14 protein-coding genes are annotated in these 13,442 nt (G+C 67.3%); 13 read left to right on the top strand and 1 reads right to left on the bottom strand.

Annotated features, from left to right (window positions below; translation table 11 throughout):
- Nucleotides 1–323 precede the first annotated feature (323 nt).
- The 13 genes from E0497_RS19035 (at nucleotide 324) to E0497_RS19095 (ending at nucleotide 12,822) form a co-directional block, all read left to right on the top strand.
- Nucleotides 324–1,634 (top strand): hypothetical protein, encoded by a 1,311-nt coding sequence (locus E0497_RS19035; protein WP_137726370.1) that lies wholly within the window; start codon nucleotides 324–326, stop codon nucleotides 1,632–1,634.
- A 71-nt stretch (nucleotides 1,635–1,705) separates the two neighbouring features.
- Nucleotides 1,706–1,993 carry a hypothetical protein gene (locus tag E0497_RS19040; RefSeq protein ID WP_137726371.1) on the top strand — a complete coding sequence of 96 codons (288 nt, stop codon included), beginning with the start codon at nucleotides 1,706–1,708 and terminating at the stop codon, nucleotides 1,991–1,993.
- A gap of 153 nt (nucleotides 1,994–2,146) precedes the next feature.
- Nucleotides 2,147–2,914 carry a hypothetical protein gene (locus E0497_RS19045; protein ID WP_137726372.1) on the top strand — a complete coding sequence of 256 codons (768 nt, stop codon included), beginning with the start codon at nucleotides 2,147–2,149 and terminating at the stop codon, nucleotides 2,912–2,914.
- A 623-nt stretch (nucleotides 2,915–3,537) separates the two neighbouring features.
- Entirely contained in the window at nucleotides 3,538–4,533 is a 996-nt protein-coding gene (locus E0497_RS19050) for a DUF4192 domain-containing protein (protein ID WP_161987454.1), read from the top strand.
- Between the two features lie 951 nt (nucleotides 4,534–5,484).
- Nucleotides 5,485–6,732 carry a hypothetical protein gene (locus E0497_RS19055; protein ID WP_137726374.1) on the top strand — a complete coding sequence of 416 codons (1,248 nt, stop codon included), beginning with the start codon at nucleotides 5,485–5,487 and terminating at the stop codon, nucleotides 6,730–6,732.
- 95 nt (nucleotides 6,733–6,827) lie between these two features.
- The gene (locus E0497_RS19060) at nucleotides 6,828–7,190 is read left to right on the top strand and encodes a hypothetical protein (protein ID WP_137726375.1); all 363 of its coding nucleotides are present in this window, start codon (nucleotides 6,828–6,830) and stop codon (nucleotides 7,188–7,190) included.
- Nucleotides 7,191–7,368: 178 nt separating this feature from the next.
- The gene (locus E0497_RS19065; protein WP_137726376.1) at nucleotides 7,369–8,058 is read left to right on the top strand and encodes a hypothetical protein; all 690 of its coding nucleotides are present in this window, start codon (nucleotides 7,369–7,371) and stop codon (nucleotides 8,056–8,058) included.
- A 99-nt stretch (nucleotides 8,059–8,157) separates the two neighbouring features.
- Nucleotides 8,158–8,466, top strand: coding sequence for a hypothetical protein (locus E0497_RS19070; protein ID WP_137726377.1), 309 nt, complete (start codon nucleotides 8,158–8,160; stop codon nucleotides 8,464–8,466).
- A gap of 176 nt (nucleotides 8,467–8,642) precedes the next feature.
- The gene (locus tag E0497_RS20910) at nucleotides 8,643–9,215 is read left to right on the top strand and encodes a hypothetical protein (RefSeq protein ID WP_241665978.1); all 573 of its coding nucleotides are present in this window, start codon (nucleotides 8,643–8,645) and stop codon (nucleotides 9,213–9,215) included.
- A 293-nt stretch (nucleotides 9,216–9,508) separates the two neighbouring features.
- Nucleotides 9,509–9,919: a hypothetical protein gene (locus E0497_RS19080; RefSeq protein WP_137726378.1), complete on the top strand. Its 411-nt coding sequence runs from the start codon at nucleotides 9,509–9,511 to the stop codon at nucleotides 9,917–9,919.
- A 168-nt stretch (nucleotides 9,920–10,087) separates the two neighbouring features.
- Nucleotides 10,088–11,074: a nucleoside hydrolase gene (locus E0497_RS19085; protein WP_137726379.1), complete on the top strand. Its 987-nt coding sequence runs from the start codon at nucleotides 10,088–10,090 to the stop codon at nucleotides 11,072–11,074.
- Nucleotides 11,075–11,119: 45 nt separating this feature from the next.
- Complete coding sequence (locus E0497_RS19090) at nucleotides 11,120–11,659, top strand: hypothetical protein (protein ID WP_137726380.1); 540 nt, start codon at nucleotides 11,120–11,122, stop codon at nucleotides 11,657–11,659.
- A complete protein-coding gene (locus E0497_RS19095) occupies nucleotides 11,656–12,822 on the top strand; it encodes a DUF6545 domain-containing protein (RefSeq protein ID WP_137726381.1) in 1,167 nt (388 codons plus the stop codon). Before E0497_RS19090 ends, E0497_RS19095 begins: the two co-directional genes overlap by 4 nt.
- Here the strand turns inward: E0497_RS19095 and E0497_RS19100 are convergent.
- Entirely contained in the window at nucleotides 12,792–13,232 is a 441-nt protein-coding gene (locus E0497_RS19100; RefSeq protein ID WP_137726382.1) for a hypothetical protein, read from the bottom strand. The two genes, E0497_RS19095 and E0497_RS19100, sit on opposite strands and share 31 nt — an antisense overlap.
- Between the last annotated feature and the right edge of the window lie 210 nt (nucleotides 13,233–13,442).

Below are 13,442 nucleotides of genomic sequence, written 5' to 3' on the forward strand. Positions count from 1 at the left end.
ACCGGTGCCGGACCCCGCGCCGCGCTCGCGGGTCGGGAACCAGGTCGAGGACCTCGAGGATCCCGGTGCCCGGCACCGGAACAGACATGGGAGAAGATGGGGCTGCGGGCACGACTCGTTCCTCGGGGTGGGGATTGTGTAGGAACTTGAATCATCACCGAGGCGGTCGTGCCCGCCCCAATCCGCGCCCCGATCGTGCGCCATCCCACCTTGAAACCGCAGGTCAGCGGGCATCACTCACGACTTTGCCGGGCCCCTGTCGCTACCGCGGCCGCCTTTCTCCTGCGTCTCATCGGCGGGGTGTTGTCCTGGATGATGACGTTATGACCGCCCGTGACTGGCTCGCCGCTGCTCACACCGACCTCGCCGGCGCCGACGATCGTGTCGCGGTGTCCGAGGCCCGCATCGCTGCGCTCCTGACCACGGCCCTGGACCCGGTCGATCTGCCAGAGCAGTGGGCCATCGACCGTGGACTGTTGCCGCAGCCGGTCGCCGCGAAACTCGCCCGACGGGAAACAGAGGGGCTGCCGGTGCCGCTGCACGCGCACGACGCGCGCACGATAGCCGCCTACACCGCGGCCGAATGGGAGGAGATCCGCAGTCGCTACCTGACCTCTACACGCCTGCACCGGTTCCTTGAGGACACCCGACCCGCCCCGGCCGAGTCGTCGCCCGCCGACACACTCGCTGGCTCGGTCACCGAACGGCAGCTCGGCGAGCTACGCGCCCGCCTGCCGCACACCGAGCCCGCCGCCCCCACGACGACCAGACCCGGATCGGTGGTGGCCGGCAAGATCCTCGACACGGCCTACCTCGGTGGCAGCGTCGGTACCGCCGGGACGGTGTTCCTTCTGCTGGCAGTCGCGATGACCGTGATTCAGATCCTCCGGATTCGCGCCGGCATCTACACGGGGGGCGTCGACAGCTACACGGTGATGATTGCCGGCACCGGTCTACTCGGCGGACTGTTCAAGGTCGCCGACCATCGGGGTCAGTACCGCGCCGCCGTCGAGCTGACCGGCGACGACTGGCATGCACTCGAGGCGGCCACCGTCGCCGGGCCTGGGCCGGAACCTGGCACTCCGGAGCACCAGCTCGCGACCATCGCCGTCGTGCTCTCCGCCCAGATCACCGGGTGCCCGGCCTGGTCGTCGGACACCCTCGCGGCGCACCGCATCCAGCTCGACCCGGCTGCGGAAGCCGCGCAGATCACGGTTCACGCGGCCGAGATCAGCCGCGTCCGCGTCACTCTCGGCCCGGACCCGGTCGGGGACAGCGACGCCGCCGCCCGCGCGCGGGAGCAGCGCGACGGCAACCAACAGATCCTCGACGCTGTCCTCGCGTCGCTGGTCCGTCGTGTCGCCGCCCTGTACCGGTACGCCGGCGAGCTGCACGCCCTCAACGCGGACTACCTCGCGCTCGAGTCCGTCGAGCGGTCCCTTGTGGCGAACGGTCAGCTCGAGACCCTGATCCGGCAGACCGGCGGCGACGAACTCGCCGCCCGTCACCTCGACCGGCTCACCGCCGACGCCCGCGACCTCCACACTGCGATCACCGCTCGCCTCCATATCCTCACCGGCGACCTCACCGCGCTGCATGAACTGCCCGCTGGCACCGACAACCATCGCGCATGAGCATCACCGGAAACCGGCACTGACCTGCACAGACGACACGTCCCGGCCCTCTGATCATCACCAGGAGAACCATGACCATCCCGATCGCGCCGACCACCGTCGCCCAGCTCTTCTCGGACGGCGAGCTGGCCCAGTTCGTCAACGCCGCAGCCGCGCACGCCGAGAAGGCCGGCGGAGTCTTCGCCCTCGACGAAGGCATCCGGATCTACGGAGAACGCGCATGGGCCACCTACCTACGCGATCAGATGGAACGTGTGGGCCTGCATGAGTTCGCTGCGCGGATCGACCCTGCACAGTTCGGCGAGCATCCGATCATCACCGCAGTAAACGCGCAGGGGCGCAGCGTGCACGCGCACTGACCGGTACCCGTGGAGGCTGTCCACCCCAGTGTCGGCGGCGGAACTCCCTGCTGTGGCAGGCGGGTCTCCGGTTGGCTGACCGTGCCGCAGGGCTGACAGCTCGCTGTGACGGTGGTTCCCGACAACGGAAGCATCCGATCGGAGGAAACCGCAATGGGCGCACACAGTTTCGATGAGACCATCTACACCGACGCGAACGCAGAAGATGCCTACCGCGAGCTGGTCGAGCAGGCAGTGCACGAGCACGGGCACGACGGCTACAACGGAACGATCAGCACCACCAGCGGCGTGTCGGTCGTTCGGACGGCCTCGCTGCGCCTCAAGGACGCACAGAAGCTGGGGGACGGTCGACTCGAAATGCTGTCGAAGTGGGGGAACTGCGAAGCGATCCCGCTCGTGAAGGAAGTCGCTGCCACGTACGAGTCTGACGGTTCGGTGATTGTCGAGGTGGACGTGTCAGCGGCGGTGTTCGGGGACGCGGACGCGCTGCGCAAGGTGATCGCCAAGCAGATCAGCCGACCCGCCCACGACGTCGAGTCCTGGCGGCCCACCGGGCACAGTTCGATGACGGTGACGAAGCGGGTGCAGGCGGCCGCGACGAAGGGGAAGACCGAGACCCGCTATTTCGTGGTCGAGGCAGGTGTGGACCGGCTGCCCCAGTGGGACCGTGGGTTTCCCACACAGGCGGCGGCGCGGGCGGCGTTCGAGAACGTCGGTGTCAATGCGTCGTGGCGACCGTCGATCGACGTCGAGGTCATTGCGATCACCCGTCGTGTCGGCGGGCAGCCGCTGGTGGCAGGCACCGTCGCAGCCAAGCAGGTCGCCGGTCGGTTGACAGTGCAGTTGCGACGCAAGGTGCGTGACGGTTCTGTCGGCACCGAGCGGGCCGGCTGGTACTTCTACGGCTGGGCGGCGTCCTGAAACCCACCCCCTCACCAGCGTTCAGTTGGTGAGGGGGTGCGTGTTCGTCGCTGACCCCTGTCCGCGATCTTCGGTGGGGCCGGAGGTGCGCGCCGTTTCGGTGAGCCTGCACGTAACCCGCGGGGCACGGGCCTCCCACAGCGGGTGTGAGGTCGCCGGCTGCCGGTCTGTCAACTGGCCCGCATGACGGTCCAGCACGGTCCCGGAGAACTGCGAGAAGGCTGGCGGGTGCGAGCACCGGGCGAGAGGTACGGGCGGATTCGTCGCCGGCCTGTCCGCCGCCGATGCTTGAACGCGACTCGCTGCACGACGGTTTCGAGTGCACGCGCGCGGCCGGGTAACCCGATGGTTCGGTGACCGCGCAGACGCCGGCGCCGAAACCTGCACCCGACCGCGATCGGGCCTGGTCGCCGCCGGTCCAGCCATCCGGCCGACGTGCGTGACGTGAGCGCCTACACGGTCGTCCTTCGGTGTCCGTCGGCCGTATCGACCACGACGGTGACGGCTACCGCGCACCAGGTCCACAGCACACGGCAGCCACCGTCATCCGTGCCGCACACTTCGGCAGGCATCGAGAAGCTATGACCGTAATCAGTTGGGGCGCACAGAAAGAAGGTGTCATCATGGCAGTTAACGGTCACGTGCAGGAGAACGGCAACGATCAGACTCGGGTGCAGATCAGCAACCCCGGGGCCCTCATCGCGGCTGTGCCGTCGCTCCTCGGTTTCGTTCCCACCGAGTCGATCGTGTGCATCGCACTCGACGGACCCAAGGTCGGCCTGGTCATGCGCGCCGACATCGCGGTCGTCACCGACAACCCGAACTCCGCCAAGCTCCTGGTCGAACAGTTCGCGCGCTCGTCGGGCTTCGACGTGTTCTTCCTGATCGCAGTGTCGGCGGACCTCACGCGGCGACAGAACGCGCTGCGCACCGTGTCGTTGGCGTTCATGGCGGCCGGACACATCGTCAAGGACTCCGTTCACGTCAGCGAGATCGCAGCGGGTAAGCGGTGGCGGAACCGAGACGGCGTCTCCGGTGAACTTCCCGACCCGGCATCGACCGAGTTGGCTTCGGTGATGACTGCGACGGGACGTCAGACGTTCGGTTCGCGTGACGATCTGGCCGCCCTGGTCGCACCGTGCGGTGAGGGACTGGATGTGGGGCCGTCGCCCCGCCACTACGAGGCCGTCGCACTGGTGAAGTCCGCACGTGAGGTGGTTGATCAGCTGGGCGCGGGCCAGGGTCTCACCGACGACGACATCCGCATGGTCGGTCGCGCGGTGACGTACCCGCCGGTCCGTGACGCCCTCATCGCGTTGGCGACCACCGACTGTGCGCAGGCTGCACGGGACGTGTTCGCGGAGGTGGCCCGCCGCTCCCGTGGCAGCGCACGGGTCGAGGCGCTGGCCCTGATGGGTGCGTTCGCGTACATCGGCAATGACGGGCCGCTGGCGGGTATCGCGTTCGAGGCTGCACTGGCTGACCAGCCCGGTCACGGGCTGTCGTCGCTGCTGGATCAGGCGCGTAGCAACAGCATCGCCCCCGCCGAGGTTGGGAAGCTGCTGACGCTGGGCGCCCGCGAGGCGGCCGTGCAGATCGGGGTCGAACCGCTCGCCTGACGGGTGTGACTGCACCCCACCTCCAGCCGGGGGTGGGGTGCAGTCGTGTGTGGGGAGTGGTTCGCCGGCAGACGGCCCCGGCGGGCCGGATGGTGCCCAGGCCCTGTCCGATCACGCGGTTGGCGCGCGGGTCGGGGCGGGTGAGGCGCCGGAACGCGGAGTCGGGTGGCGGCCAGCCGCGAGGAAGGCTCCGGCGACCGGCCGGAGGGACATCCCATTCGAGCTGGCCAGACGCATGTTTCGGGGAGGTGGTGGAGGGCCCGCCGCCGGACGGTTGCGACGGTGGACCACGATGTGTGGTTGCCGGTGGTGGGCCCTCCACGATCGACGGTACGCACCCGCTCGGCGGGTCGGTGGCGTTCAGGTTTGTCGAGACCGGGCTGACACTGTTGCCGTCGGGCGACGGTCGGGCGACGGTCGGGAGTGGTCGCGCGCGTGGTTCGGCCCGGTCCACGGCCGGCGCAGGTTGTGATCCAGCATGTTGAGGCGTGAAAGGTTGATGCACATCACGTTTCATAATGAGATGCCTGTCCTATACACTCGTCCATGCTGATTGCAGCGAGTGCGCCGGCCTTGCATCCGTTCTCGGACGCCCCGGCGTAGAGCGCAGATCCCTCCTCCCCCCCCCTGGGATCTGCGCGGTGCCCCGGTTGTCACCCCCCCGACACCGGGGCACACCCCTATCTGCGGGTCCGGCCCGGAATCGCTGACCACGGTTGCCGACCGCGACGGCATCGACAGGCGCTCCCAGCTCGCGCATGGCTGGCCACATCGGGAAGGTTCGGCTCCGCCGGTCTCGGGCCACTCAACCCTGTCCGTCACGCAGCGTAGGTTTCTGCAGATCACCCCGCCGAAGGTTGCACTGTGACCTGCGGTTTCGTGCCGCCGGGGGGAGGGGTGGGTTCATAGCTTTCGGTGGCACCACCCCCCGAAGCGTTGAAGGAGCCCGCGATGACGACCGCCACCACCATGACCATGTTCGACGTCCCCGAAACGGCCGCCGATCTGATCGAGGGCCTGAACCCCGACGAGCCGGCCCCTCAAGTTGCGCTCGGATTCGGTATGGGCGCCGACAGTTGTGCAATCATCCTCCGCTGGATCACCGACCCGACATCCCGGGACTTCGACCTCTCTGACCTTGCCGTTGTGACCGCACAGACTGGTGACGAGAAGGATTCAGCCCGAACCGAAGTCGAGTCGCTGATCCTCCCATTGATGCGGGCCAACAACATTCGACTCATCCAGGTCGCCCGCGGTGGCCGGTACGTCACCACTGCAGGCGAGGGAGTGGTGGTACTGTCGGATACGCGTCAGCCGGACCGCATGTTCACCGAAGGTCGGTACAAGCTGTCGGACGAAATGCTTTCTGCGGGAACGATTCCCCAGTCTGGTGGGGCTCGACTCTGCTCCGTTCACTCCAAGGGGGATGTTCTTGATCCGGTGATCGCGCAGATCACCCGCGGGCGCCCCTACCGGCACGTTCTCGGATTCGAGTTGCATGAGCAAGCCCGCGCGATCAAGGACACCCGATTCAACACTGAGCTGCGGACCGGCGAGTACCCGCTGATCGAGTGGGGGTGGTCGCGGCAGACATGCCAGGACTTCATCGTCGACACTGTCGGTGCCCCCATCTCGAAGAGCTGCTGCACTTTTTGTCCATTCGCTTTGGCTAACAAGGGATCTCGAGTGGAATCGCTCGCCCGATACGCTACACAACCCGACGAAGCCGTGGCCGCGCTGAGGATGGAGCACGTCGCACTCGCTTTGAACTCCCACCAGGGACTGATCGGCGGCAAACGCCTCGTCGACCTCCTCTCCACCACAGGAGGGCACCAGCACGTCCTCGACGCCTTCACCACCACCCTCGACACCGAAACCCACGCCCTGTACCGGGTCCGGCGCATCCTGAGGCCGTCGAAGACCGACCCGACCAAGATGGCGAACGCAGCCCGCGCCGTCGAAACCGTCGCCACTGGCAGCCGCACCGAACTGCTCCACCGACTGACCAGCGAATACGGCTCCGACATCGAACACGACGGCCTGAACATCCGCGCCTACCGGCGGCGCCGCGGCGATCAGCTCCCGGCCCGCGAAGAGCTGTACACCATCGCTCCCGCCGTCGTCGACGACAAGCAGCACCGCAACTTCGACACCTGGTGGAATGACCTCGAACTGTCGGACCTGCCGCTCGCGTCCTGACCACATGGGGTGGGTGCGGCCCCGTGCGCCGCACCCACCCAGGGGGCACCCGCATCATCGACACACACCGCCACACGACGAGGAGGACGACCAGGATGAGCGCCACGAACCCGTTCGCGCTGAAACGGCCGTGCCGGGACTGCCCCTTCCGAGCCGACCGGCCCACGTTCCTGCGGCCCGACCGCGCCACCGAGATCGCCGACGGACTGGCCGCCGGCCAGGTGTTCCACTGCCACAAGACTGTCGACTACACCGACACCGATGGCGACAGCACCACCGACACCAGCACATCCGTGTTCTGCGCCGGCGCACTCTCGGTCTTCGAGGCCGACGGCGAACCGAACAACGCGATGCGGGTCGGCCAACGCCTCGGCCTGTACGACCCGGACACGCTCGCCGACGATGTACCCGTCTACCCGAGCCTCGCCGACTGGGTCGCCAGCCACCATCTGCGATAGCGGCCAGCGGTCGGACGACCCGATACGCGTCCGACGGCCAGCCAAGGCTGCTGTCCGGCCAGCGGCCTGGGAAACCGCTGGACCAGCCCACTGCCGGCCAAGCTCGGTGTGCCGCACCCATCCAGTGCCGCTGCGATCGTCGGAGACACCACCCCGATCACACGCCAGGAGGCACCACATGGGTTATGACGTCTACTCGTCCGCGAACCTCGGCATGCCCGACAACGATGACACCCGCGCAGCCATCGAACGCGCCGCGACCCGGCTGATCGAGATCCCCGAACTCGACGAACTCAACACCACAACCCTCGAATCCCGCGGGGCCCTCGACACGGTCGGTCTCGCACTTGGTCTCGCGCTCGGCCTGGACAACGGCATGTACAGCGACGCCGACACCTGGGCTACCAGCGCGGACGGCACCATCGTGTTCTACGCGAGCGGCGAAGGCCGACACCGTGGCCTCGAACAGGTTCTCGACATCCTCGCCGCCGAGCACATCGACGGTGAAATCACCTGCGAAGGCGAGGACTACTGCCGCTGGCGACTGCGAGTCGCCGACGGTGCAGTGCACGAGGACTCCGGGCGGATCGTGTACGACAACGACCCCGTCGACGACCTGTGGATCGTGCAGATGCAGTCCGTGAACGACGACACCCTCGACCGCGTCACCGCAGTCCGCAGCAAGGCAGAGGCTGACACGCTCATCGCACGGTGGGGTCGCGAAGCAGTCGCTGAACTGGCCGCTATCGGCTACGGGCCCGCGAAGATCAGCCCGGACACCAGCGATCGTGACGTCCTCGACGTGCTGGCGCGCGTCAGCGGCGTCAAGTGGGAGGTCTACCAGCCGACCGCCGACCGGCAGCCCTGACAGTGTCGCCGCACGGTGGCGATCCACGACGAGGGACTGGATCGCCACCGTGTGGCAGGCTGCGCACCACAGCACACACCGAGGAGCCTCACCCCCGACATGAACGATGCCCCCGCAGTCCACATCGAGGAGATCGCCGGCGGCTGGTGCATCAAAACCAGCCACGACGGCACCTTCTGCATCGACGTGGTGAAGATGATGTTCAACTACCGCATCCTCAAATCCCGGATCAGCCGCGACGGGTCACGGCACGTCGAATGCGATTCCGGGTACTGCTACTTCGGTCACGGTGTCGACGCGGGCGGTCATCCCCGCACCATGCACACCGCCTACCACGCGGCGATGGCCGCGGCGATCGCATGGGACGGGCACGGCCACCCACCCGGATACGACAAGAAGGCGTTCTGACGGTGCCTGCCCCAGGCTGGGGTCCGCCACCATCCGTTGAGCTGTCCGCCAGAGTTCTGGCCGGGCGTGGCTCCAACGACATGCACTCAGGGTTCGGTGTTGCGCCTTGCCGCACGTCCCGAGGCGTGCCGATGTGATCGACGGGAACAACCCACCCGATCACAGGAGACAGACAGATGAGCGACAACGAGAACGTGAAGGGCTGCTCGTGCGGGAATGCCGACTACGGCGCCCCCGGACACGACGGCGGCCCCGACTACCTCGCCACCGCCACCGCGGCCACCGGTGACAACGATGGCCTCGTCACCACCAGCGTCGCGGGCGTCGACGCTCACATCTACGCGCACCGTTCGACGACCGTGCCCGGGGCGCTGCTGATCGGTGTCGACGCCCCCGAGGGACAGCAGATCCTGTTCGTCGTCAACGACGGTGACGTCCTCGACACCACGGTCGGTGAACCGCTCCCCGGTGAAGTCGCGGACACCGGAAGCCAGCTGTGGCAGGCCCGTGGCAGCCAGTTCGAGGACAGCATCGCGAAGGGCCACCTCTACGCCACCGCCGAAGCCCGACACGGGGAAACACGAGACCGGACGGAACTCGTCAGCGACGCGATCGCGAACCTGCTGCTGTTCCTCGCAGACTCCGAAGGTGCAGAAGCCGCCACGAAGGCCGCCGCGGACGGCGCAGAGAACTTCCGCGAGGACTGGCTCGAAGCAGGCCGCGCCCTCTCGGTCACCTCCGGCGGTTGATGACCGACCCCTGAAAAGCCCCGCACTCCACCGCTGATTGAGCGGTGGAGTGCGGGGCTTCGTTGTGGGCCACGTCGAGCTGTCCGGTGTCGATGGAGACTGCGGCGACACCGACGATGGCCATGCTCTTACGCCCCAGGCTCGCGTGGCTGTCAGCAAATACCGGTGGGCACTCTCGCGCGTTGGTGGTGCCGCACCCGGTGGCCGGGTATCGGACAGTTCACGTGTTCGGCGGGACAGCCCCGCACCATCGGCCCTTGTGGAGGTCTCTCGTGAAGTTCATTGTGCAGCCCATGTTTTCCGGCCGGCGGCGGAACAGTCCCTGCGCGGACGCCCTGTGCACGGACCTGACGTCGACGGCACTGCCGTCCGCACTGTTCATCGCGGACGAAGCCGAGGTCACCGTGACCGTCGAAGATCGTGACGGGCTGCCCGTCGGCCGCTGCCTCGCTCGAGCCCTGATCGGGGTCGGCGTCGATGACACCTTCGCGGTCGCGATCCACTTGATCGGGGATGTTCCGTCGCTGGGGTTGGTCGAAGCCGTGCACCAGGTTGATCTGACGGGCACTGTCGGCGCCGCGGTCGACGGTTGCGCGACGCAGTTCGCGGTCGCGATCGCCGACCGGTTGGCGGACATCAGCCAGCCGGCACGACTGGAAGTCGTCGGCCACAGCGGCGGACTTCTCGTCGGCGCCACCTGCTGACAGGCGCCCGCCGGGGTGCGCGATGTATCGCCCACGAAAGCACCCCGGCGGGAAAGATTCGCAGGTAGCTGGCGTCCAAGTAACCGAGGCTGCCCGATTGGTCCGAATGGGAACGCCATACGATCCACCAGTACCCATCGCCGACGACAACCGACGGAGAACACCGCAGTGCCCGGGACACACCCCCAGACGGACAACCACAACCGCAGGCTGGTCCTCGTCGACACCGACACCGGGATCGACGACGCACTCGCGATCCTCACCGTGCTGCACGCACCGGACACCGACCTCATCGGTATCGGATCGGTCTTCGGGAACTGCGACGAACACCAGGCCGCCCGAAACGCATTGACGGTCCTGGCCGCCGCCGGCCGCCCCGACATCCCCGTGTGCGTCGGCAGCCCGCGCCCCGGCCCGGCACCGAGCGCGGCATCCCCGCATGGCGCCGACGGGCTCGGCGACCGTGGACTCTGTCCGCCTCCCGGGCAGCAGCCCCGCAGTGAGACCGCTGTCGAGCAGATCCTGCGTATCTCACGTGAACGCCCCGGGCAGGTGGACCTGCTGTGCCTGGCCCCGCTCACCAATCTCGCCGGCGCCCTCGACCAGGATCCGATGGTCCTCGAACGCTTCCGCAGCGTCACGATCATGGGCGGGATGGGTGTCATCGAACGCCGCGACGTCGTCGCCGAGGCGCTGCCGAAGTTCTTGGCGAAGGGCGACACGAACACCAACCACGACCCCGCCGCCGCGGCCCGTGTCGCGGCCGCACCCGGCCCGGTCACCTGGGTGGGTATGGACGTCACCGGCCGGCTGCAACTGTCGTGGGCCGAGTTGGAGCACATGGCAGAGTCGGCGCCCGTCGCACGATTCGTGCACACGATCACTGGCGACTACCACGCCTACTGCACCAGCACCTACGACGCAGACCGGCCGATCTACACCTCCCACGACAGTGTTGCCGCCACGGTGATGCTCACCCCTGCTGTCATCTGCGACAGCAGCACGGCTTCCGGGGGAGTCCTGACCGGCGAAGATGGCCGAGCAAGCGTGTGGGGGCACACCAGCCAGCGCACGTCGGTGTCCCACCAGTTCGTCACCGCAATCGACTACGCCACCGTTCAGGCGCAGATCACGCAGACGCTCGCAGCCCGTTAAGCCGGGGGAGCGATACGATCCGGGACCGGATCGGGGAGGTGGGTCATGTTTCGGTTCAAGTCGACATCGAAACGGCAGGCACTGCAACTGCTCGACGGGCTGGCACTGCCGGACCCGTGGGACAGCCGGGATCTGGTGGAACAGATCGCGCAGAAACGCGGGAAGCCGATCACTCTCGTCGCGGTACCCCACCACGTCATGGCCGACAAGGTGTGCGGCCTGTGGGTCAGCGCAAGCAACGACGACTACCTCCTGTACTCGCAGGACGCGCCGGCATTCGTCACCGACCTCGTCATCTGCCACGAACTGAGCCACATGCTCTTCGAACACGATGTCGCCGCCATCTCCGCGAACGAACCCACCTCCGATGGCCGACTGGTTGACCTCGATGGACTCGCCGACTGGCTCCCCGACCTCGACCACGATGCTGTCCTAGCGGTCCTCGGCCGCCACGGATTCTCGGCGCAACGCGAATACGAGGCCGAATACCTGGCAACCCTGATCATGGACAAGGCCGTCGGATCAGCGAAGGACTCCCGGCAGGCACGCATGCTCGGCACCTTCGTCCGGGACGGCCGCCGGTGACGAACACGATCCCCGCCCCCATCCATCTGCTCCTGCTGTTGTTCATCTGGTCCGCGCTGGCGGCCCGATGGACCCTGCTGCGATTCAACAACTACGACGTGCGGCTCACCCACGCCCTCTCGTTCGCCTCGGCAGCACTCGTCCTCAAAGACCCCACCGTTGCCTCCGTGCTGACCCCCGCCATCGGTGAAACCCTGACCAGAGCCATCGTGCACGTGCTGATCCTGTGGTCGATCGCCGCACTCGTCGGCGTCTACAACTCGTGGGATCCAGCAGAACCATCCTGGATGCAACCGGCGCTGTACACAGTCGCCACCCTGATCGGTGCCCTACTCGTCGTGCTGTCCGCCCCCGCCCGGGATGCCGGCACAACTGTCGAACAAGCCGGCGGTTGGCAAGCCATCGCCTACTTCGCGCTCTACGCCGGATTCAACGGGTACGGCCTGGGACGCGTGACCGTTGATTACCTGCGAACGTGGCGGCAGGTCACCAGCACCTCGGCCCGAGTCACCGTCATCGGTGTCGTCGTCTTCCTCATGTCGATGCTCGTCGAATCAGTACAGATGCTGATCGCGGCCGTGTGCACCAACCTCGGTGTCGGCGCCGCATTCGTCGCCGCGAAGCAACACGCCAATGGTTGGCTGTTCGCGGTGATGATGGTTGTGGCCGTCGCGCTCTCCGCGTTGCCGTTCCTGCGTGCGGACATCCGCGCCGCCACCCGCGACCAGTTGCGTATCCACCGACTGTGGAAGATCCTGGCGAAGGCTGAACCCGAACTGGTCCTCGGGACCGTGCGGGACCGCCGCTCGCTCTCCGAAGGACAACGACAGCTCCGTGTCGCCAGCGAAGCCCACGCCGTCGCCCAAGCCCTTGGCAGCTACGCGCCGCCGATCACCGAAGGCCGCTGGGACAAGGAACTGGATCGGCGTGGTGTAGGGGTCGTCGACCGGGCTGCGGTCTACCAGGCTGCGCAACTACAGGACGCGATCGAACGTCGGCGCGCCGGCGGCGCACCCATCGCCGACCTACCCCGAACGCGTCCTGGTGTCGACGACGCAGACGCCACCATCGCCTCGATGATGAGCCTCGCCCGTCAGTGGCGGCTGGCCCGACAGCTTCGCCGATCCGACCGTCACACCAGCCCTGCAGTATCAGCTCCCTGATCCTCTGCAGGGCCACCCCTCCCCGCCACGGGCCGCTGGCGGGCACGGAACACCTCAAGAAGCGCCCGCCGATCCTCGGGTGTGCGAGCACCCCGCAACTGGATGGAGTTGATGCGCTCATCCCGGAACAACTCGAGCAGCAGCAGCTGCTCGTGCAGATCGTGGTGATCGTCGTCGACCAGGTAGCCGGCCGGGACACGGAAGTGCGTAGCGACTGCAGCCAGGAGCGTGACGTCGGCGTCCGGGCCCGCTCCTGTCCGCAGCGCGTCGATCTCGTCGCCTGACACCTGATGTCCACCCGCGGTGACAGCGGCGGCAACAGCAGCAGACGACTGCCCGCACTCCCCGGACTTATGCCACACCCGGAACAGCAACTCCAGGCGCTCCGTCAGCGGGATAGGTGACGACATGGGAAGCCTCCGATTCGTAGCAGTGCATGACCTCCGACGAGATCGAGAATACGGGGGCCAGGGGACAGGACTGTTTTCCTGGTCAAGGCATTGAACGTGGCGCGTCAATGAGGCGGTGTAGCTGAGGGCATGCCAGCGGGCGGACACGACCACGGATGGTCTCGTCGGGGCCGTTGCAGCGGATCAAGACCCTCAGTGGCGATGGCAACC

Source organism: Prescottella subtropica, from assembly GCF_005434945.1.
GTDB lineage: Bacteria > Actinomycetota > Actinomycetes > Mycobacteriales > Mycobacteriaceae > Prescottella > Prescottella subtropica.